Below are 20,645 nucleotides of genomic sequence, written 5' to 3'. Positions count from 1 at the left end.
CCGCCGTCGCCGGAGCGTCAGAGAAGCTCGAGGATGGTGGCGTTGGCCTGGCCGCCGCCCTCGCACATCGTCTGCAGCCCGTAGCGGATCCCGTTGTCCCGCATGTGGTGCACGAGTGTGGTCATCAGCCGGGCGCCGCTCGCGCCGAGCGGGTGGCCGAGCGCGATCGCCCCACCGTTCGGGTTGAGCGCCTTCGGGTCCGCGCCCAGCTCCGCGAGCCACGCCAGCGGGACCGGCGCGAAGGCCTCGTTGACCTCGAACACCCCGATCTCCTGGATCCCCAGACCGCTGCGGGTCAGCGCCTTCTGCGTGGCCGGGATCGGTGCGGTCAGCATGATCACGGGGTCGGCCCCGGCCAGCACCGCGGTGTGCACCCGCGCAATCGGGGTGAGCCCCAGCTCGCGCGCCTTCTCACTCGTCGTCATCAGCAGCGCGGCCGAGCCGTCTGAGATCTGCGACGAGTTGCCGGCCGTGATCACGCCGCCCTCGGGCTTGAACACCGTCTTGAGCCCGGCGAGCGTCTCGACCGACGAGCCGCGCCGGACGCCCTCGTCCCTCGCCACCACCGTGCCCTCGGCAGTCGTGACGGGCGCAAGTTGGGCGTCGAACCGCCCGTCGTCCTGCGCCGCGGCGGCCTTCTCGTGCGAGAGGGCCGAGTACTCGTCGACCTGCGTGCGCGAGAAGCCCCAGCGCTCGGCGATCATCTCAGCGCCGACGCCCTGGTTGGGCAGGGTGTCGCCGTAGCGGGCGCGGAACCGGTCGCCGAACGGGTCGCCACCCTGCGACGCCGCACCCATCGGCACCCGGCTCATCGACTCGACGCCACCCGCGACGACCACGTCGTACTGCCCTGCCACCAGCCCTGCCGCCGCGAAGTGCACCGACTGCTGCGAGGAGCCGCACTGGCGGTCGACGGTCACCCCCGTGACCGACTCCGGCCACCCCGCCGCGAGCACGGCCGTGCGGCCGATGTCGGAGGTCTGCTCCCCCACCTGCGAGACGCAGCCCCAGACCACGTCGTCGACGACGGCGGGGTCGATGCCGCTGCGCTGCGCCAGCGCGCTGAGCACGTAAGCGGACAGGTCCACCGGGTGCACCCCGGACAGCCCCCCGTTGCGCTTGCCCACCGGCGTGCGCACGGCCTCCACGATCACTGCGTCCCGCATGCCGACTCCCCTGTCGCCCTGTAACGGTCACTGATAACGGTCAGCGCTGCCTGTTTTCGAGGATAGGTTCTGGAGGCGCCGAGCGGAACGAGGACGCTGGTCACACCCGGTCGCGGCGCAAAACCGTGAGCGTCAGCGGGATCCCCGCGGCCACGAGTCCGGCGCTCACGAGAAACGCCAGGTGGTAGCCGCTGACCAGCGCGTCCTGCACGGTCGAACCGGCTGCGGCGGCCGCATCGGTGTGGGCGGCTCCCACCACCGCCAGCACCGCGACGCCCAGCGCACCGCCGACCTGCTGGCTGGTGTTGGCCAGGCCGGAGGCGAGCCCGGAGTCCTCGGGCGTGGCGTCGGACATGATGACCGTCGTGACCGCCGGGAGCACCAGGCCGGCGCCGGCGCCCAGCAGCAGCACCGACGGCAGGACGTCCACGACGTAGAGCCCGACCGGCTCCCGTGCGAGCAGCAACAGGCCCGCGACGAGCAGCAGCTCGCCCACGAGGAGCACGCGACGCGCGCCCGCCCTGGCGATCAGCCACCCCGACAGCGTCAGCGAGACCAGCGCGATGCCGACCGAGATCGGGAGCACCGCGAAACCGGTGGCCGCCGGGGAGTAGGACAACGCCTGCTGCAGGTAGAGGGCCATGACGAACTGGAAGCCGAGCATGCCGGCCACCGTCAGCAGCTGCACGACGTTGCCGCCGCTCACGGCGCGGGAGCGGAAGATCGAGAGCCGGACGAGCGGCTCGGCCGCCCGCTGTTGCCGCACCACGAACAGGACGAGCAGGGCCACGGCGACGGCCCCCACCCCGATCCGGAGCGGCGGCTCCGAGGTGGTCACGATCGTGAAGACGCCGAGCACCAGCCCCGCCGTGACGAGAGCGCCGCCGAGGACGTCGGGCCGGGCCGCGCGCTCCCGCGGGCGGTCTGCCGCCACGGCCCACAGGGAGAGCAGCACGGCCGCGACGCCGATCGGGATGTTGACGAGGAAGATCCAGCGCCACCCCACCGTCGCCGTGAGCACACCCCCGAGCACGAGGCCGATCGACGCCCCGGCCGCGCCGACGAACGCGTAGACGCCCATCGCCTTGGCCCGCTCGACCCGCTCCGGGAACAGCGCGACGACCATGCCGAGCACCACCGCCGAGGCCATCGCGGCGGCCACACCCTGGACGAACCGCGCGGCGACGAGCATCGCGGCGTTCGTCGCGAGCCCGCAGAGCAGGGAGGCCAGCACGAATAGCGTGAGCCCGGTGAGCAGCATCCGGCGCCTGCCGTAGAGGTCGCCGAGACGGCCGGCGAGCAGGAGCAGGCCGCCGAGCGGCACGAGATAGGCGTTGACGGTCCAGGCGAGCCCGGCTGGCGTGAAGCCCAGGTCCGCCTCGATCGCCGGCAGCGCGACGCTGACGATCGTGCCGTCGAGAATGATCATGAGCATGCCCGCGCACAGGACCGCGAGGGCGGTCCAGCGCGACGGGGTGGCGCGGGTGGCGCGAGCGGCGGCGTGAGCCGCTGCGGTCGAACTCATCGCGGACCTCCTGGGGTGAGCAACCAGAAGGACCGTAGCAGATAGTTTTGTTCTAGACGATTCCGATTCAGATCACTGCGTTCGGGACGATCTGGTGGCCCGGCGGCGGGGCGCGTTGGGAGTGGCCTCGACCTCGGACAGCGGCCCATCTGGACCGACGAGAGTCACGAGTGCGTCCAGGAAGACCTCGCGCTGCTCGGCGGGGAGCACCCCGAGCACGTCGGCGTAGAGGTTGTCGATGACCGTGCGCGCCTGCGCCACCGTGGAGTAGCCGGCATCGGTGGTCTCGACAATTCGGGCCCGCCGGTCCGTGGGCGAGGGGGTGCGGCGGGCGAGGCCGTCACCCTCGAGACGATCGAGAGTGACGACCATCGTGGTCTTGTCCATCAGCGCCAGCTCGGCCAGCTCGCCCTGCGTGAGCGCCGCGGATCCCGCCTTGGACAGCACGCAGTAGTCCCGCGGCGAGATGCGCAACGTGGCCAGCGAGTCCGCCATCCGCGCGGCGAGCGCCTGGCTCGCCTTGTCGAACAGGTAGGAGAGGTCGGCCCGGATCTCCTCGGCACTACGCGTGTCCATACAGGTCAGAGTACCGACTTTCTACTGCCGGATCGTCCGCTGAAGGATCGATTCGCGCCCGGAGCAGTTCCGCGGCCGTCGCTTCGGGGGCGCTGATCATCGCGTCGTGCCCGGTGGCCAGCTCGCGCCACTCCCAGCCCTCCCGCCGGACGATGGGGTGCGCGGTGTGGACCGCCGGGTATGCAGGGTCGGTGCAGCAGACGTACGTGACCGGCAGGCCCGCTCCCAGCGGCGCGTGCAGCGGGAACGGCTCGGCGTAGGTGCGCAACGGTTGCGGCGTGAGCCGCCGGTCCACCCACGCGATGTCGTCCGGATCGGTCAACCCGAACGCCGCGGCACCCGGTGGCGGGTAGGCCAAACCGCCGCTGGCCGCCTCGGCGGCCGCTGTCCTCGCCTGCACCGCCGCGGGCGGCAGCGCGTCGAAGGCGGGGGCGCCCGGCTCGACCACCAGCCCGTCGAGCAGCACGATCCGGCGCAGCCGGTCCGGCACCCGCTCGGCGACGGCCAGCGCCACGAGTGCGCCGAAGCTGTGGCCGACGAGCACGACCCCGGACAGCTCCTCCCACTCGATCATCCGCACGACGTCCTGCACGAGCGTCTCCGGGCCGACGTCCGGCGTGAGTAGGTGAGCGCGCTCGCCGAACCCGGTGAGCGTGGGGGTGAAGACGTCGTGGCCTGCCGCGCGGAGCCGCGGCGCCACGCGCGCCCAGCACCATCCGCCGTGGTTGGCGCCGTGCACGAGCACGAACGGATCGGCCATTGCGGCAGCATGCCAGCCCCGAGCACCGCGAGGCCGTCGGAAGTCGTGGATGCCGAGCGCGCCGCAGTACGAAACTCGCTCGCACTTTTACAGCGACTCGCGTGCATTCAGGCCCCGACTCGCGGGGGGTTGGGGTTCAGGTCGCTGCTCGGCGCAGCGGTGCCTCCGTTGCTCTCGGGTCGGGGTGGCCCAGGTGCGTGAGCCAGCCGCGCAGCACCTGGTGCAGGGCCTCGGCTCCCACGATCTCACCGGGTTCCGGGAGGCCCGCGGGGTGGAGCACGAACCCGCGCGACTGCGGGCCGCCCATCCCGCCGTGCGACCCCACGTGCGGTTCGAACGGGGAGGCCTCGTCGCGGGACGGGTCGTAGCGGCTGTTGATCATGATGTCGGGGCAGTGCGGGAACGTGTCCACGCGCCGCACCAGCTCGAGCGCGTGCGGCCCGTACGGCGTGAGCGGGTCGTCCCCGATCACGACGCCGGAGGCGAGCCGGTGCAGCCCGTCGCGCCCGAGCACGACAGGGCCGAACTCCGCGCTGCGGACCAGCATGAACCCGATGCCGGGGTGGTCGACGAGCGAGGGCAGCAGTTCGGGGAACTCGCGCTCGATCGTCTCCAGCTCGACCCGGCCAGGGTGCTCGGTGAACGACACCATCGCCACGTGGCCGGACGCCACCACGACCACGCCCGGCGCCACCCGCGTGACCGCACCCGGCGCGCCACTCGGCATCCGCGGCCGGTCCGGCGCCGCGCCGACCCGCTCCACGCGGGCACGCAGCCTGCGCGCGATCAGCCCACCGCCGGACGAGGCCTCCGCGAGCACCGCGCCGACCTGCCAGCCCTCGCCCGTGCGCCCGGCATCGGAGTGGGAGCCGCGGCGCGGGTCCGGCTGCGGGGTGCCGCACAGCCGTCCGACCAGCGCCTCCACCGACTCGCCGAACCGGTCGGAGAAGGCCCAGCCCTGCGTCTGCCCGTGATCGGACAGGGCCACGATGTGGTAGCGCCGCGGCGCGATCTGCGTGGCCCGGTACAGCCTCCCGATGTGCTGGTCGATCGAGCGCAGCACGGCGAGCGCGTCGAACCGCTCGGTGCCGGAGTGGTGGGCCACCTCGTCGTAGCCGAGGAAGTCGGCGAACACGGCAGCGCGCCCGGCCAGCATGTCCTCGATGATCGCCGACACCACGACGTCGCGGACGACGACGGTCGTGCCTGCCCTGGCCAGCGGGTAGAGGCCGCCCCGGTTCACCCGCGGTCGCACGTCGGCGCGCCGCTGCCGGACCGCTGCGTAGATCTCGCGGGCGATGTCGACCAGCGTGCCGACGAGCGTCCGGATCGCGTTGGCGGGGTCGGCGAAGTACGCGTAGTAGCCGGCCCCGACCCCGTCGTGCGCGTCGCTCCGCCGCCGCGCCGCCCTCCCGAGCAGCGGCAGGGCGCTCATCGTGAGGCTGACGTGCGGGGCGTCGCCGGTGAAGAGGATGCCGCGCGCCGCGCCGTCGACGGCGAGCAGCCCGCGGCCGTCGGAATGCCGCCGCTCGATCTCGGCCGCGTCCTCGGGGTTGGAGCACGCCATGACGTGGTCCCGGTCCTTCTCGTACCACCGGAAACCGAGGATGTCGTCGTTGCTGCCGTGGAGGATGCCGCAGACGCTCGCGCCGGTCTGGGAGCTCCAGTCCGTGTGCCAGTCGATGAGCCGGTGGCTGCCGTCGTCGAGCAGCCGGGCGAACGTCGGCATGTCGCCGCTGCGCACGGCGCGCCGAAGCGTGTCGATGCCGAGGCCGTCGACCTGCAGGAACAGCACGCCGGGCGGCATCTCGCCGGTGCCGGCGGACGCGCGGCGGCTCCGCCGGGCCGCGCGCCGGAAGAACAGCTCGTCCTCGTCGAGCGCGAGCAGGCTACTGGCGACGGCCGCGAGCGCCGACAACGCAACCGCAACCACCACGGCCGTGCCGAAATCGGCGATCACGACACCCGGCACCGCGAAGGAGATCGCGAGCACGCCCGCGCCCAGCAGGAGGAACGAGCCGATCCCGAGCGTGAACACCGCGATCGGCAGCGCGACCCGCAGGATCAACGGCCACACCACCGCGCTGAGCACGCCGAAGAGCAGCGCGCAGACGGTCGGTTGCCACCACTCGGGCATCGAGAAACCGCCGAGCACCGCATCGAGCACCCGCAGCGCCGCAACGACGAGCACCCACACGAGCAGCAGCCGCGCGACGAACCGGCCGCCACGCAGCAGCGGGCCGGCGCCGTGGCCACCCGCCGTCACGTGGGCGTTCCGGGGCCGTGCGCCGCGTGCTCCCGGACGAGCCGCCTGCGCCTGCGCCACGCCGAGAGCAGCGACACCACCGCGCCCACCACGAGCACGAGCACGGCCGCGAGCAGCGTCGCGACCACCGGGTTGTCGAACAGGCCGCCGCTCAGCACGCCGAGCGCGGCGTACGCGATCGCCCAGACCACGCAGGCCACGAGCGCGGCGGGGCCGAGCCGTCGCCACGGGTAGCCGAGGGTGCCCGCGGCGAGCAGCACCGGGATGCGCCCGGCAGGCACCAGTCGCCCGATGACGACCAGCAGCCCTCCGCGGGCGGCGAACTGCCCTCGGGCCGCGTCCAGCCGCTCCTGCGACTGGCCCTTCGCGACCCACCGCATTGCGGTGGCGCTCCCGACCTTCGCGACACCGAACGTCGCGAGGTCACCCAGCAGCGCGCCGAGCGTCGATAACAGGAGCACCAGAGGTAGCGACAGGTGGCCGGTCGTCACAGCGATGGCGGCCGCCGCCCCGACGAGTGCGCCCGTGGGGATGACCGGGATGAGCGAGCCGAGGAGCACCCCACCGAACAGGGCCGGATAGCCGATCGCGGACGGGTCGAAATCCGTCACTGCGCCACCGGCTCGGTGGGCAGGGCCACGGCGGCGCCGGGTGGCGTCACGAGCACCTTCGTGGCCGCGCCACCCGCGGCGACGTGGGCAGCGAACTCTTGGGGCGGCTCAACAAGCAGCCTGCGCATCCGCGCTCCGGCGGGACCGGGCGTCCGGGGCAGGCCGGCGATCGCGAGGCTTCCCCAGTGCACGGGCACCGCGATCCGCGGGCGCAGCAACCGGACGGCCTCCGCGGCGCGGGCCGGGTCGAGGTGGCCGGGCCCGAGCGAGGGCCCCCAGCCCCAGACCGGCAGCAGCGCGATGTCAGGGGTAGCCAGGTCTTCCATCCCGTCGAAGAGGTCCGTGTCCCCGGCTGCATACACGCGCACCCCCGCCCCCTCGACGAGGTGGCCCATCGCCCGGGCCTGCGGGCCGCGGGTCGAGCGCGGACCCCAACGGTGTCCGCTGTGCGTCGCCGGCACGCCCCGCACCCGCAGCCCGCCGTCGCGTAGCTCCTCGCCCGGCGCGAGCTCCTCGACGTTGCGCACCCCGCGGGCGCGCACCCACGCTCCCGCGCCCCGCGGCACCACCACCCGCGCGGTGGGCGGCAGCCTGCGCAGCGAGGGCAGGTGCAGGTGGTCGCTGTGCAGGTGCGAGACGAGCACGAGGTCGGTGTCGGCGTAGTCCGCCTGCTCCGGGACGGGCCCGACGCGGCGCAGCGGACCCACCAGCGGCGTGAGCACCGGGTCGGTCAGGACGACCCGCCCGGCCAGCTCAAGCCGCACGGTGGAGTGGCCGAGGAAGCGCATCGCCAGCGCATGCACCGGATCAGTATCGCGGGTGGGGCGATCGCCCGTTCGGGGACGTCAGCCGACCCGCCGCAGCGTCATCTCCAGGACGGTCGCAGGTTCGAGACCCTCCCCAGCGTGCAGCTGCGCGGTCTCGGTCCAGGTGTCATGGGTGACGAGCCCGCGGTAGTGGATCGTGACGTCGGGCGCCGGGCTGAGCGACCAGGCGAAGCCGCCGTCGGAGAGGTCCACGACGGTCTCCACCCGACCGCCCCGCTGAACGCCTCCCAGCGGTAGCACTCCCGGTCCGCGTCGTAGGAGACCAGTGCGAAGGCCCGGTGCACGACGTCGCCGGAGCCGTCGTCCCGCCATCCCCTGCCCTCGATGGTGACGAGTTCGCCGTCCAGCCGCCTGCGGACGTGCTCGCTCTGGCGGAACCGCCGCGGCGGCGAGCCGCCGTGCCGGTGCCAGCCCGTGCCCTCCCAGCGCCCGAGCAGGAACTCGACCCTGTCCATGGGGTTCACCGCTGCCCCCCGGTGGTGAGGCTCGCGAGCCGGTCGAGCAGGTAACGGGAGGCCGGCGGGAGGTAGCGCTGCTGCACGTGACCCATCGCAGCACGCAGGTCCTCCCCCGGCCATCCCGGGGGTCGGAGCGCGGGCGGCAGCCCCGGGTCACGGATCAGGTCCACGTAGGGGCCCTGTAGCAGCCCGGCGATTCGGCGCAGGGTCGCCGCCGTTGCGGCGGGCTCCGCGGGGTCGACGAGCACTGCCTGCAACCGGTCGAGGTGGGAGCGCAGGCTGCGGGCGAGCTCGGGCAGCGGCGCGAGCCTCCTCGTCGAGGCGCTGCTGCAGATCGAGCTGGCGTTCCAGCTCCCCGTCGGGGCCGTGGTCGTGGTCAACAACACGCTCCCGTACCTCGTGCTGGCGCTGCTGGTCGGCGGCACGATGCTGTACGGCAAGCGGGCGCGCGCCAGCGCGGGAGCACGGGAGCACGGTAGGTAGTACCCGCCGTCAGCGGAAGCGCGCCGGCTGCCCCGTGGACTCCAGCACGGCCATCCACAGGTCGCCGTGTGGGTCGACCTGGTTGCGCCTGCTGACGGCCACCGTCATCGGGATGTGCACGAACCGGCGCCGGTAGCGGCCCACGACCATGCCCGTGCGCCCGGACATCGCCGCGTGCACCGCCGCCTGCGAGAGCCGCACGCAGTAGACCGAGTCGTACGGGTTTGCGGGCACGCTGCGGATGGCGTAGCTGGGGTCGATGTAGCGGATCGAGGTCTCGATGCCCGCGTCGGAGAAGTGGTCGGCGATGCGTCTGCGCAGGTAGGGGCCGATGTCATGGAGGCGGGCGTTGCCGGATGCGTCGCGGTCGCCGTCCTGGTGGTCGCCGTGGTCCCCGAGCAGCTCCTGGCCTGCGCCCTCGGCCACGACGACAACGGCGTGCCCGCGCTCCGCGACCCGCCTGCGCACGTGGGCGAGCAGCCCCCCCTCGCCGTCGAGCGCGAAGGGGACCTCAGGGATCAGCACGACGTCGGCGTCACTGCGGGCGAGCGCGGCGTAGCAGGCGATGAAGCCGGAGTGCCGGCCCATCAGCTTGACCATGCCGATCCCGTTGGCCGTGGACTTGGCCTCGACGGTCGCCGCCCTGATGGCGTCACTGGCGTGGGAGAACGCGGTCTGGAAGCCGAAGCTCTGGTCGATGTAGGGGATGTCGTTGTCGATCGTCTTCGGGACGCCGACCACCCCGATGAAGAGTCCGCGCTCCCGGCAGACCCGGGCGATCTCCATGGCGCCGCGCATCGAGCCGTCGCCGCCCACGACGAACAGCACGTTGACGTGCAGCCGCTCCAGGCAGTCGACGATCTTCTCGGGGTCCTGGTGGCCGCGGGAGGTGCCGAGCACGGTGCCGCCCTCGACGGCGATGTCACGCACCGTCTCGGGGGTGAGGTCGACGACGTCGTGGCCGTACTCGGGGACGAAGCCCTGGTAGCCGTTGCGGATGCCCACGACCCGCCGCACCTTGTAGTGGTAGGTGAGCGACCGGACCAGCCCGGCGATCACGTCGTTGAGGCCGGGACACAGCCCGCCGCAGGTGACGATGGCCGCGCGCGTCTTGGCCGGGTCGAAGAAGATCTGGCGCCGCGGGCCGCACGGCTCCATCCCGGGGAGGTCCTGCGGGGCCACCCCGCGCGCGGAGATGCCCTCGAGCGTGTCGTCGAGGAGCACGCGGTCGCGCTCGTCCACGTAGTGCTCGCCGGTGCGCACCGCCTCGAGCAGGTGCGCGATCGGCGAGGGGATGCGGCACGGGCCGAGGGTGTCGATGGAGAGGTCGGGCGGCTGCGAACGGTGCAGTTCGACGACCGAAGCCTCGTGGTCGTCGGAGAAGGCGGAGCTCACGGCAGCGCTCCCTGCGTAGGCGGCGCGATGACCACGCCGCGGCGCCGGGGACGGTGGCCTTCGTTCTTGACCGTTCCAGCATGCCTCGTCCTTCGGGTGGATGGCTAGGAGGGTCCTGAACAACTCCGCCCGTAGCGAGCGGCGTCCAGGTGGGTGCATCGCATCGGGTCACCTGACGCGGAGGGCCGATACCGCTGTTGTATCGGCCCGATCGTCCAACGCCGCGAGGTGCCCGCCTGGGCGTCGCGCAGTAGGGCCGAGTTGTTCAGGGCGCTCCTCTGCGAGGGTGCTGAACAACGCCGCCCGGTCTACTCATGTGTGGGTCCCGCAAAAAGCTTGTGTATGACAATCACCTCTGGTCACCCTGTTGGGGTGCCATCCCCCGCCGCCCGGCCGGCGCTCGTCGTCGGTGCGCTCGCCTCGTGCGGGCTCGCCGTCTCGCTGATGCAGACCCTCGTCATCCCGCTCCTGCCGCAGTTCCCGCGGCTGCTCTCGGCCCCGCCCGCCACGGTCGCCTGGCTCGTCACGGCCACGCTGGTGGCGGGCGCGGTCTGCGCGCCCGTGCTGGGGCGGCTCGGCGACATGTACGGCAAGCGCCGGATGCTGCTCGTCGCGCTCGGGATGGTGACGATCGGGTCGGCGCTGGGGGCCGCCGCGCCGAACGTCGCGGTGCTGATAGTGGCAAGGGCGCTCCAGGGCGCCGCGCTCGGCGTGGTCGCGCTGGGCATCAGCGTCATGCGCGACGTGCTGCCGTCGCGCCGGGTGGGCAGCGGGATCGCGCTGATGAGCTCGTCACTGGGCATCGGGGGCGCGATCGGGCTCCCGCTCACCGGGCTGGTGGCGCAGGCCACGAGCTGGCGGTGGCTCTTCGCGGCGGCCGCGGTGCTCGGGGTGGTGCAGTTCGTGCTGGTCCGCCTGGTGGTGCAGGAGTCGCCGCTGCGCTCCGGGGGGCACTTCGACCTGCCGGGCGCGATCGGCCTGTCGGCGGCGCTGGTGTGCCTGCTGCTCGCGGTCTCGCAGGGCTCGGTGTGGGGCTGGGCCAGCGCGCGCGTGCTCGGGCTGCTGGCCGCGGCCGTCGCGCTCTTCGCGGTGTGGGTCTGCTGGGAGCTGCGGGCCCGCAGCCCGCTCGTCGACCTGCGGGTCTCCGTGCGGCCCACCGTGCTGTGGACGAACATCGGCTCGATCGCGATCGGCTTCGGGATGTTCGCCGGGTTCATCCTGACGATCCAGGTTCTGCAGGCCTCCGTGGCGACCGGGTACGGGTTCGGCCTGTCGCTCGTCGCGGCCGGGGTGGCGCTGCTGCCCGTCGGCGGCGCGATGATCGTCTTCTCGCCCGTGTCGGCAGGCGTGTCCCGCCGCCGGGGCGCCCGTACCACGCTCGTGCTGGGCACCGTCGTGCTCGCGCTCGGGAACGTCCTGATGGCGACGCTGCCCGGATCGGTCCCGCTCGTGATCGCGGCCGCCACCACCACGGCCATCGGCGCTGCGCTGGCCTACTCCGCGCTGCCCCTGCTGATCATGGACTCGGTCCCGCCGACCGAGACAGCGGCGGCCAACAGCCTCAACACCCTCATGAGGATGCTCGGCACGTCGTCGTGCAGTGCGTTCGTGGCCGCGGTCGGCACCGGATTCATCCAGGTCGTCGACGGGCAGGAGGTGCCGAGCGGCACGGCGTACACCGTGGCCTACCTGGCCGCGGCGGGGGCGGCGCTGGCGGCTACGACGATCGCGGCCCTGACCCCGCGCGCTCCCGCCCCGGAGGCCACGAGCCCGCCGCACCTGGCAGCAGCGGCGAAGGCTGCGTGACACCCGTCGGCTCAGGTGCGCTTCACGTACCGCCAGCGCGTACGGATCATGTGGACCGAGACGCAGAGCAGGAAGACGGTCGGGGTCACCACCGCCGGGACGATCGCCCATTCCGGGACGGTCTCCTCCGGCGCGAGCACGGCGCTCAGCACGAACCCGAGCGCCGTGGCGAGCCCGCCGAGGCCGACCGCCGACCTCGCGAGCCACTGGATCGCGAGGATCGTCCGCCGGCTCGACAGATACCGGAACCCGTCCACGTAGGCGAAGAGCGGCAGCACGATGACGACGACCACGCAGAGCCGGCCGACCAACTCCAGCTCCGGGCGGCTCAACAAGGACCCGGGCCGGCAGGCGAAGTGGATGTCGGAGTAGTCACCGATCCCGCCCAGGAGCGTGACGATGAGGATGACGGGCAGCGCGTGCGCCAGCAGGAAACGGAGCGCGCCGAGGGTGGACGCGCCCACCTCGCTCGGGACCACCCGCGCGGCCTCGAGGTCGTCCAGTACCCGGTAGACCAGCAGCAGCAGGGCGACGCCGGCGCTGATGAAGCCGGACGCCACAACGAGCTGGATGCTCGCCGCCCGCCCGCCGTTCGCGGTGTCGCCGGCGAGCATCGCGTAGGACAAGCTCGTCAGGACGAGGCTCACGAAGACCGCCACGACGAGCCGCAACGTGAGCTTCAGGTCGTCGTCCCGGGTGGCCCACTGGCTGCTGCTGGTGACGAGGAAGAGCAGCGCGGCGAACGCGAACCCGGAGAGCACCCCCGCGAGCTGCGAGTAGAACCCGGCGGTCTGGGCGATCTCGAAGTCCAGCCGGGGCGGAACGCAGCCCGGGGGCGCGGCCGCCATGGACGTCACCATGATCACGAATGGTGCCATCCCGGCCGGTGGTCAGGTGGGCCGGCGGCGTCAGGCCGGGTACTCGCCCATGTGCTCCAACACGAGGTCGGCGAGCTGGCCGGGCGCCTCGTCGGGGATCCAGTGGGTCACGCCCCGGAGCTCCGCATAGCGGAACGGCCCCTCGACGTGCTGGTGCACCCGCTCGGTGGACTGCCGGGTGAGAGCCGTGTCGCCGTCGCTCCAGACGAAGAGGGTGGGCACCGTGACCGGGTGGTCCGCCCCACGGTCAGCCCGGCGCTGGGCGAACATCCCCCGGTACCAGTTGATCGCGCCCGTGAGCGCCCTCGGCTCCGCGAGCCCGGCCGCGTCCCGCTCGGCCGCGTCGCGGGACTGCCCGGTGCGCCGCAGCGCGGCGGCGAGCCGCGGCGAGAACCGGCGGCCGCCCGCCGCGAGCAGGCGCTCCGGCAGACCCGGGAGCTGGAACGCGTAGACGTACCAGGAGGCCAGGCCCTGCCGGGTCGTCACCAGCGAACGCATGTACGCGGCCGGCGGCGGCACCGACACCGCGGTCAGGGAACGGATGCGTTCGGGGTGGCGAGCGGCGAGCTGCCACGCGACGGCGGCGCCCCAGTCGTGGCCCACGAGGTGCACCCGGGCGGTCGGCCCGGTCAGCTCGTCCATGACGGCGAGCGCGTCGGCGACGAGCGCACCGAGCGCGTAGGCCCGCCTGCCCTCCGGGCGCGCGCCCGGCGAGTAGCCGCGCTGGTCCGGCGCGAGCACCCGGTAGCCTCGGTCGGCGAGCCGGGTCGCTACCTCCGCCCAGGACCCGCCGTTCTGCGGAAAGCCGTGGAGCAGCAGCACGGGGTCGCCGTCCGCCGGGCCCCACGAGTGCACGTCGAAGGTGAGCCCGTCCCTCGTCGCCATCAGCATGAGGGCCATCATGCCGCGCCGGGGTGTCGTCCCCCGCTCGCCGGTTGTGCGACGTCGGGGTGTCCAGTTGGGTGGGCCGAGTTGGATGGGGCGAGTTGGGTGGGGACGAGCACTCGGGCGGGAAGTACGGTGCTGCGGGTCCGCATTGCGGAAGCGATTGACGGGGAGTGAAGAGGATCGTGACGGAGCAGTCGTTCCAGCGGGTCGCCATCGTCAACCGGGGTGAGCCCGCAATGCGGCTGATCCACGCGGTGCGCGAGTGGAACGCCGAAGGCCGCCCGCCACTGCGCACGATCGCGCTGCACACGGCCGTCGACCGGCACGCGATGTTCGTCCGCGAGGCGGACGAGGCCGTGCTCATCGGCCCGGATGACCCCGACCAGGCGTTCGCCGCCAGCCCCTACCTCGACTACGCCGAGCTGCGCCGCGCGCTTCAGGTGGCGCGCGCCGACGCCGTGTGGCCGGGCTGGGGCTTCGTGTCGGAGAAGGCCGACTTCGCGCGCCTGTGCCGCGAGCTGGGGATCGTGTTCGTCGGGCCGTCGCCCGAGGTGATGGAGCGGCTCGGCGACAAGATCGCCGCGAAGGAGCTCGCCGAGGAGGTCGGCGTCCCGCTCGCGGCGTGGAGCGGCGGCCCCGTCCCCGACGTCGCCGCGGCCCGGGAGCACGCGGAGCGCATCGGCTACCCGCTGATGGTCAAGGCCACGGCGGGCGGCGGCGGGCGCGGCATCCGCCGCGTCGACTCCCCTGACCAGCTCGCCGAGGCGTTCGACCGCGCGAGCTCGGAGGCGTCGAAGACCGCCGGGGACGCCACCGTGTTCCTGGAGCGCGCGATCCGCGGCGGGCGCCACGTCGAGGTGCAGGTGGTCGCCGACGCCGCCGGCGACGTCTGGACCCTGGGCGTGCGTGATTGCTCCGTGCAGCGGCGCAACCAGAAGGTGATCGAGGAGTCCGCCTCCACCGCCCTCGACGACGAGCAGGAGGAACTGCTCCGCTCGTCGGCTGCGGCGCTCGTGCGCGCGGCCGGCTACGTCAACGCGGGCACCGTCGAGTTCCTGTACGAGCCCGGTGCGCGTCTCATGTCGTTCCTCGAGGTCAACACGCGCCTGCAGGTGGAGCACCCGGTCACCGAGGCGACCACCGGCGTCGACATCGTCAAGCTGCAGCTGCACGTCGCCGCAGGCGGGAAGCTCGCCGAGATCGCGCCGGAGACCCCTGCCGCACGCGGCCACGCGATCGAGGCCCGCCTCACCGCCGAGGACCCCGAGCAGGGCTTCGCCCCCGCCCCCGGCCGGATCGAGCACCTTGCGCTGCCCAGCGGGCCCGGCATCCGTGTCGACACCGGTGTCGCCACCGGCGACGTCATCCCGCCGCAGTTCGACTCGATGATCGCCAAGGTCATCGCATGGGGCCGCGACCGCGGCGAGGCCCGCGCCCGCTTGCACCGCGCGCTCGGGCAGACCACCGCGGTGATCGATGGCGGCACCACCAACAAGGCGTTCCTGCTCGACCTGCTGGACCGGGAGGAGGTCCGCTCGGGCAACACCGACACCACGTGGCTCGACACGATGATGGCCAACGGCTACACCCCGCCCCGCCGCCTCGACGTCGCGCTGCTCGCCACCGCCGTCGAGGCGCAGGACGCGCACGTGGCCCGCCAGCGCGAGCGCCTCTTCGCCTCCGCGGAGCGCGGGCGCCCCGAGGTCGGGCACGAGACCTGGTACCAGGTGGACGTCCGCGCGGCAGGCGAGTCCTACCGGCTGCGCGTCGCCCAGTCCCGCGGCAACCGTTACCACGTGGAGCTCGACGGCAAGGCCGTCGACGTCGACGCCGAGCGCACCGGCCGGTTCGAGCGCAAGCTCACCGTCGGCTCGCAGTCGTTCTCGGTGCTCTCGGTGCCGCAGGGCCCGGACTTCCTGATCGAGGTCGACGGCGCCGTGCACCGCATCTCCGGCGGCGAGGCCGGGCTGGTCCGGGCGCCGGCGCCGGCCATGGTCGTGGCCATCCCCGTCTCGGCAGGCGACACGGTCGAGGCCGGTGACGTCGTGGCCGTCGTCGAGAGCATGAAGCTCGAGACGGCGCTGCGCGCGCCCGTCGCGGGCCGCGTGCAGGAGGTGCTCGTCGCACCCAACACACAGGTGGACGGCGGCACGAAGATCGTGCGCCTCGAGCCCGACGCCGACCCCGCCTCGGCGGGCAGCGGCGATCGCGCCGACTTCGCCGCGCTGTCCGGCCCGCCGGTGGCCGGGTCCGAACCCGCGGCCGTCGCGGCCGACGCGCTGACCTCGCTGCGCTTCCTCGTGCTCGGTTACGACATCGACGAGCGCGACGCCCGCCCGCTGCTCGCCGCCCTCGACGCCGCCCGTGCCGGCCTCTCCCCCGCCGACCCGGCCGTCCTGGCCAGGGAGAACGCTGTGCTGCGGATCTTCGCGGACCTGTGCGGGCTCTCCCGCAACCGCCGGGGCCCCGAGGACGAGACCCACCAGATCGATCCGGCAGGCGAGGAGGCCCGCAACCCGCAGGAATACCTCTACGCCTACCTGCGCTCGCGCGACGCCGACGCCGAAGGGCTACCGGAGTCGTTCCGGGAGAAGCTGCGCGGGGCGCTGGCGCACTACGGGGTGCCGGATCTCCAGCCCGCAGACCGCGTCGCCGCCGACGCGCTGAGCAGCGCGCTCTACCGCATGTTCCTCGCGCACCGCCGCGCCGCCGCGCACGTGCCGGTGGTGCTCGAACTGCTGCAATGGCGGCTGCAGCACCCGGACTCGCTGCCCGCCGATGCCCGCGACGAGTACCAGCGCACCCTCGACCGGCTCGTCACGGCCACGCAGCTGCGCTACCCGGTCGTCGGCGGGCACGCCAGGCGCGTCCGCTACACCTGCTTCGACGCCCCGGTGATCGCCGCAGAGCGCGCCGCGGGCCAGGCCGAGGTGCGCGCCGAGCTGGACCGGCTCTCCGACGACCCCGCCGAGCGGTCGGCGCAGATCGACAGGATCGTCTCGGCCGCCGAGCCGATCCTCGGGGTGTTCGGCGAGCGCCACCACCCCGCGATGCTCGAGGTGATGACCCGCCGGTACTACCGGGTGCGGCCGCTGTCGAACGTGCGCGTCGAGGACCGCGGCGGCCGACCGCTGCTCACCGCCGAGTACGAGCACAACAGCGCCGAGCACATCGTGCTGGCCACCACCGTCCACACCGCCCCGGACGCGCCGTCCGCCGGCGACCCCATGGCCGTACAGGGCGACCTGCGGCGGCTCATCGCCCAGCTCCCGCCCGGCCGCACGGCACTGCTCGACCTCTACGTCATCGCGGGCGAGGCTCCTGACGCCGATCCGGAGCGATCCGCGGAGAAGATCCGGGCGATGCTGGGCAGGCTCCCTGAGCGGCTCGCGCGGGTCGCCGTGGCCGTCCGCCGCCCGCACGGCGACGAGCGCTCGGCCTGGTTCACGTTCGTACCGGGGATCGACCGCCGTCCCGTGGAGGACCGCACGCTGCGCGGGCTGCACCCCATGGTCGCCGAGCGCCTCGGGCTCTGGCGGCTCGCCGGTTTCGAGCTGACTCGCCTGCCCTCCCCCATCGACGTGCACCTCTTCCGCGCCGTCGGCCGCGAGGTGCCCGACGACCGGCGGCTCATCGCGCTGTCGGACGTCCGCGAGCTCACCGTGCTGCGCGACGAGCAGGGCACGATCCGGGCGCTGCCGCAGCTGGAGCACGTGCTCGACTCGTGCCTGGACGGGCTGCGCTCGGCGCGCGCAGCCACCCGCGAAGATGCCAAGCTCGACTGGAACCGCGTGCTGCTCTACGTCTGGCCGGTGGTGGACGTCGGGGTCGACGAGCTGGACTCGGTGGTGCGGGTGCTGGCCCCGCGGACCGTCGGGCTCGGGCTGGAGCAGGTGCTCGTCCAGTTCCGGTACGCAGGCGACGATGAGAACGAGCCGCGGGAGTTCCTCCTGCGCATGTCCCGCCCGCCGGGCGCAGGGCTCACCTTGCGGGTCACCGAGCCGCCGACGGGGCCGCTGCGCGAGCTGGACGCGTACGCGCAGAAGGTGATCAGGGCCCGGCGGCGCGGCGCGGTCTACCCGTACGAGATGGTGCCGATGCTCGTGCGCAACCCCGACCGCGGGGGCGCACCGGGCGTGTTCACCGAGTACGACATCGGGCCCGACGGCGGCCCGGTCGTGGTCGAGCGCCCGCCCGGCGGCAACACCGCCAACATCGTGCTCGGCACCGTCACGACGAAGACCGAGCGCTACCCGGACGGCATGACCCGGGTCGTGCTCATCGGCGACCCGACCAAGGCGCTCGGCGCGCTCGCCGAGCCGGAATGTGCCCGCGTGCTGGCCGCGATCGAGCTGGCCAGGCGGCTGGACGCGCCGATCGAGTGGTTCGCGGTGTCGGCAGGCGCGAAGATCGCGATGGACTCGGGCGTCGAGAACATGGACTGGATCGCCCGGGCGCTGCGCGGGATCGTCGAGTTCACGCAGGACGGCGGCGAGATCAACATCGTCGTCACCGGCATCAACGTGGGCGCCCAGCCGTATTGGAACGCCGAGGCCACGATGCTCATGCACACCAAGGGCATCCTGGTGATGACACCCGACAGCGCGATGGTGCTCACGGGCAAGCAGTCGCTGGACTACTCCGGTGGCGTCTCGGCCGAGGACAACTTCGGCATCGGCGGCTACGACCGGATCATGGGCCCGAACGGGCAGGCGCAGTACTGGGCGCCGGACCTGTCGGGGGCGGTGGACGTGCTGCTCGCGCACTACGCGCACACCTATCGGGCGCCGGGCGAACGGTTCCCGCGGCCCGCGCCGACCGCCGACCCTCTCGACCGCGACATCGCCGACTCGCCGCATTCCGGGGCGGGGTGCGACTTCGCCAAGGTCGGTGAGGTGTTCGCGGCCAACCCGGAGCGCAAGAAGCCGTTCGACATCCGCTCGGTGCTGGCCGCCGTCGCCGACGCCGACCACCCCACGCTGGAGCGGTGGATCGACATGATCGACGCCGAGAGCGTGGTGGTCCTCGACGCGCACCTCGGCGGCCAGCCGATCGCCCTGATCGGCGTCGAGTCGCGACCGCTGCCGCGGCGGGGACGGCTGCCGGTCGACGGGCCCACGACGTTCACCGCGGGCACGCTGTTCCCGAAGTCGTCGAAGAAGATGGCGCGGGCGATCAACGCGGCCAGCGGCAACCGCCCGCTGGTGATCCTCGCGAACCTCTCCGGCTTCGACGGCTCCCCGGAGTCGCTGCGGCAGCTGCAACTGGAGTACGGCGCCGAGATCGGGCGTGCCGTGGTGAACTTCGACGGGCCGATCGTGTTCTGCGTGGTCTCCCGGTACCACGGCGGCGCGTTCGTGGTGTTCTCCGGAACCCTCAACGACAACATGGAGGTCGCGGCCGTCGAGGGGTCCTACGCTTCGGTGATCGGCGGTGCGCCCGCCGCGGCCGTCGTATTCGCCGGTGAGGTCAACAAGCGCACCGCGGCCGACCCGCGCGTCGCCGACCTGGAGGCCCGCATCGCCGAGGCCCGCCAGTCCGGCGCGGAGTCCGAGGCGGGGCGGCTCACCTCCGAGCTGGCGTCCCTGCGGCCGGGCGTGCGGTCGGAGAAGCTCGGCCAGGTCGCCGACGAGTTCGACGCAGCACACAGCGTGGAACGCGCCCAGCGGATGGGCTCGGTGGACACGATCGTCCCGGCAGGGGGCCTGCGCCCGTACCTGGTGGACGCGGTACTCCGGGGGATGGAGCGAGCAGGCACCAAGCGCTGAGTACTAAAGCCGGCCGGGGACGCTCAGGAGCAGGTGTGCTTTGCGCGCAGGACTCGGATCACCGCCTCGTCGTTCGCCTGCTGGCTGATCCCGCCTGCGTTCAGGACCTGTTCCAGGTGGTCCAGCACCGGCGTCGCGTCGCCGCCGCTCGACCACAGCGCCATGTCCGCGCCCGCCGCGAGCGCCCGCTCGACCGCCTCCGGCAGCCCGAACGTGCCCGTGATCGCGCGCATCGCGCCCAGGTCGTCGGTGAGCACCAGCCCGTCGAACTTGTACTCGGTACGCAGGAGGTCGTAGACCGCCGGCGTCAGTGAGCTGGGCAGGTCCGTGGTCAGGCCCGGTACGTCGAGGTGCCCGACGAGCACCCCAGTGTTCCCGTCGGCCAGCGGGCCGCCCGGGCCGAGCAGCACGGCGTAGGGCTGCAGGTCGCGGGCACGCAGGTCGTCAACCGGCGGGGTGGTGACGCGGCCACGGTGCGAGTCGCCGTTGGCGCGGCCGTGCCCCGGGAAGTGCTTGAGCACTGTGAAGATCCCCGCATCCCGCTCCCCCTCCGCGAACGCGCCCGCGTAGGAGACGACCCAGCCGGGGTCCTCGCTGAAGGCGCGGTCCCCGATCACGGCACGGGCCGGTTGCCCCCCGAGGTCGACGGTGGGGGCGAGGTTCATCGTGATCCCCCTCGCCAGCTGCGCCCGGCCGCGCTCCCGGGCGAGCTCCATCACCTGTTGGGGGGTGAACTGCGCGGCCATCGCGCGGGCGCTGGGCAGGTTGCCGTCGAGCTCGTCGATGCGCTGGACCCGGCCGCCTTCGTCGTCCACGGCCACGGCCACCGGGATCCGGGCCATCGCCCGCACCCCGCGCAAGGCCTGGTTGTTCAGCAGCGCGGTGGCGTTGCCCGGCAGGAAGATCCCGCCGACCTGGGTGGCCCGCACCGTGGCGGCCGCCGCAGCCGGGTCACTCGCGTCCACGCCGACCATGAGCCGCTGCGCGAGCCGGTCCCGCAGTGTCATCGCGGCGACGACCGCGGCGCAGTGCGGCAGCCGGTCGGGCCCGAGGGTTTCGCCGGTGAGCAGCGCCGGGGCTGCGGCGGGCGCCGCACCGGCGATCGAGGGCCCGAGCAGCGCGGCCAGCGCGGCCACGAGCGCGAGGACGATGGCACGAGACGGGCGGGACATCCCGGCCATCATCCCCCGCCGATGCCGCCCGCTCACCCTAGGAGGGTGCTGAAAAGCTCCGGCCGT

15 protein-coding genes are annotated in these 20,645 nt (G+C 73.2%); 2 read left to right on the top strand and 13 right to left on the bottom strand.

Annotated features, from left to right (window positions below; translation table 11 throughout):
* Nucleotides 1-17: 17 nt before the first annotated feature.
* The 10 genes from ABD143_RS34175 to ABD143_RS34130 all read right to left on the bottom strand — a co-directional run bounded on the left by ABD143_RS34175 (nucleotide 18) and on the right by ABD143_RS34130 (nucleotide 10,022).
* Complete coding sequence (locus ABD143_RS34175) at nucleotides 18-1,166, bottom strand: thiolase family protein (RefSeq protein WP_343986545.1); 1,149 nt, start codon at nucleotides 1,164-1,166, stop codon at nucleotides 18-20.
* Between the two features lie 100 nt (nucleotides 1,167-1,266).
* On the bottom strand, nucleotides 1,267-2,691 hold the full coding sequence (locus ABD143_RS34170; protein WP_343986542.1) for an MFS transporter: 1,425 nt from the start codon (nucleotides 2,689-2,691) through the stop codon (nucleotides 1,267-1,269).
* 72 nt (nucleotides 2,692-2,763) lie between these two features.
* Entirely contained in the window at nucleotides 2,764-3,267 is a 504-nt protein-coding gene (locus tag ABD143_RS34165) for a MarR family winged helix-turn-helix transcriptional regulator (protein ID WP_343986539.1), read from the bottom strand.
* Nucleotides 3,254-4,027 carry an alpha/beta fold hydrolase gene (locus ABD143_RS34160; protein WP_343986536.1) on the bottom strand — a complete coding sequence of 258 codons (774 nt, stop codon included), beginning with the start codon at nucleotides 4,025-4,027 and terminating at the stop codon, nucleotides 3,254-3,256. The genes ABD143_RS34165 and ABD143_RS34160 overlap by 14 nt, the downstream gene beginning before the upstream one ends.
* Nucleotides 4,028-4,163: 136 nt before the next feature.
* Nucleotides 4,164-6,293 (bottom strand): phage holin family protein, encoded by a 2,130-nt coding sequence (locus ABD143_RS34155; RefSeq protein WP_343986533.1) that lies wholly within the window; start codon nucleotides 6,291-6,293, stop codon nucleotides 4,164-4,166.
* The gene (locus ABD143_RS34150) at nucleotides 6,290-6,904 is read right to left on the bottom strand and encodes a DedA family protein (protein WP_343986530.1); all 615 of its coding nucleotides are present in this window, start codon (nucleotides 6,902-6,904) and stop codon (nucleotides 6,290-6,292) included. Before ABD143_RS34150 ends, ABD143_RS34155 begins: the two co-directional genes overlap by 4 nt.
* Nucleotides 6,901-7,707, bottom strand: a complete 807-nt coding sequence (locus tag ABD143_RS34145) for an MBL fold metallo-hydrolase (protein WP_343986527.1) — start codon at nucleotides 7,705-7,707, stop codon at nucleotides 6,901-6,903. Before ABD143_RS34145 ends, ABD143_RS34150 begins: the two co-directional genes overlap by 4 nt.
* Before the next feature lie 42 nt (nucleotides 7,708-7,749).
* Nucleotides 7,750-7,923, bottom strand: a complete 174-nt coding sequence (locus tag ABD143_RS34140) for a hypothetical protein (protein ID WP_343986524.1) — start codon at nucleotides 7,921-7,923, stop codon at nucleotides 7,750-7,752.
* 268 nt (nucleotides 7,924-8,191) lie between these two features.
* The gene (locus ABD143_RS34135; protein ID WP_343986521.1) at nucleotides 8,192-8,569 is read right to left on the bottom strand and encodes a PaaX family transcriptional regulator C-terminal domain-containing protein; all 378 of its coding nucleotides are present in this window, start codon (nucleotides 8,567-8,569) and stop codon (nucleotides 8,192-8,194) included.
* Between the two features lie 112 nt (nucleotides 8,570-8,681).
* Nucleotides 8,682-10,022 carry an ATP-dependent 6-phosphofructokinase gene (locus ABD143_RS34130; RefSeq protein WP_343987191.1) on the bottom strand — a complete coding sequence of 447 codons (1,341 nt, stop codon included), beginning with the start codon at nucleotides 10,020-10,022 and terminating at the stop codon, nucleotides 8,682-8,684.
* 417 nt (nucleotides 10,023-10,439) lie between these two features.
* Here ABD143_RS34130 and ABD143_RS34125 point away from each other — a divergent pair, with 417 nt between their 5' ends.
* Nucleotides 10,440-11,873 (top strand): MFS transporter, encoded by a 1,434-nt coding sequence (locus ABD143_RS34125; RefSeq protein WP_343986518.1) that lies wholly within the window; start codon nucleotides 10,440-10,442, stop codon nucleotides 11,871-11,873.
* Between the two features lie 11 nt (nucleotides 11,874-11,884).
* Here ABD143_RS34125 and ABD143_RS34120 read toward each other — a convergent pair whose 3' ends face one another.
* The gene (locus tag ABD143_RS34120; RefSeq protein WP_343986515.1) at nucleotides 11,885-12,733 is read right to left on the bottom strand and encodes a hypothetical protein; all 849 of its coding nucleotides are present in this window, start codon (nucleotides 12,731-12,733) and stop codon (nucleotides 11,885-11,887) included.
* 48 nt (nucleotides 12,734-12,781) lie between these two features.
* A complete protein-coding gene (locus tag ABD143_RS34115) occupies nucleotides 12,782-13,642 on the bottom strand; it encodes an alpha/beta fold hydrolase (RefSeq protein ID WP_343986512.1) in 861 nt (286 codons plus the stop codon).
* A 179-nt stretch (nucleotides 13,643-13,821) separates the two neighbouring features.
* On the opposite strand from ABD143_RS34115, the gene ABD143_RS34110 reads away from it, so the two are divergent.
* On the top strand, nucleotides 13,822-19,407 hold the full coding sequence (locus tag ABD143_RS34110) for an ATP-binding protein (RefSeq protein WP_343986510.1): 5,586 nt from the start codon (nucleotides 13,822-13,824) through the stop codon (nucleotides 19,405-19,407).
* A 23-nt stretch (nucleotides 19,408-19,430) separates the two neighbouring features.
* On the opposite strand, the gene ABD143_RS34105 is transcribed toward ABD143_RS34110, so the two are convergent.
* Entirely contained in the window at nucleotides 19,431-20,579 is a 1,149-nt protein-coding gene (locus ABD143_RS34105; protein WP_343986507.1) for a glycoside hydrolase family 3 N-terminal domain-containing protein, read from the bottom strand.
* Nucleotides 20,580-20,645 lie beyond the last annotated feature (66 nt).

This window comes from Pseudonocardia aurantiaca (assembly GCF_039526725.1).
In the GTDB taxonomy this organism is placed as follows: Bacteria; Actinomycetota; Actinomycetes; order Mycobacteriales; family Pseudonocardiaceae; genus Pseudonocardia; species Pseudonocardia aurantiaca.
Note: the sequence above shows the minus strand (reverse complement) of the source record. Positions and strands in the feature narration are given on the sequence as shown.

What these genes read in the sequence shown, in the direction of transcription:
- ABD143_RS34170 (WP_343986542.1), bottom strand. Translation starts at nt 2,691, where the DNA reads ATGAGTTCGACCGCAGCGGCTCACGCCGCCGCTCGCGCCACCCGCGCC.
- ABD143_RS34175 (WP_343986545.1), bottom strand. Translation starts at nt 1,166, where the DNA reads ATGCGGGACGCAGTGATCGTGGAGGCCGTGCGCACGCCGGTGGGCAAG.
- ABD143_RS34120 (WP_343986515.1), bottom strand. Translation starts at nt 12,733, where the DNA reads ATGGTGACGTCCATGGCGGCCGCGCCCCCGGGCTGCGTTCCGCCCCGG.
- ABD143_RS34165 (WP_343986539.1), bottom strand. Translation starts at nt 3,267, where the DNA reads ATGGACACGCGTAGTGCCGAGGAGATCCGGGCCGACCTCTCCTACCTG.
- ABD143_RS34160 (WP_343986536.1), bottom strand. Translation starts at nt 4,027, where the DNA reads ATGGCCGATCCGTTCGTGCTCGTGCACGGCGCCAACCACGGCGGATGG.
- ABD143_RS34115 (WP_343986512.1), bottom strand. Translation starts at nt 13,642, where the DNA reads ATGCTGATGGCGACGAGGGACGGGCTCACCTTCGACGTGCACTCGTGG.
- ABD143_RS34105 (WP_343986507.1), bottom strand. Translation starts at nt 20,579, where the DNA reads ATGTCCCGCCCGTCTCGTGCCATCGTCCTCGCGCTCGTGGCCGCGCTG.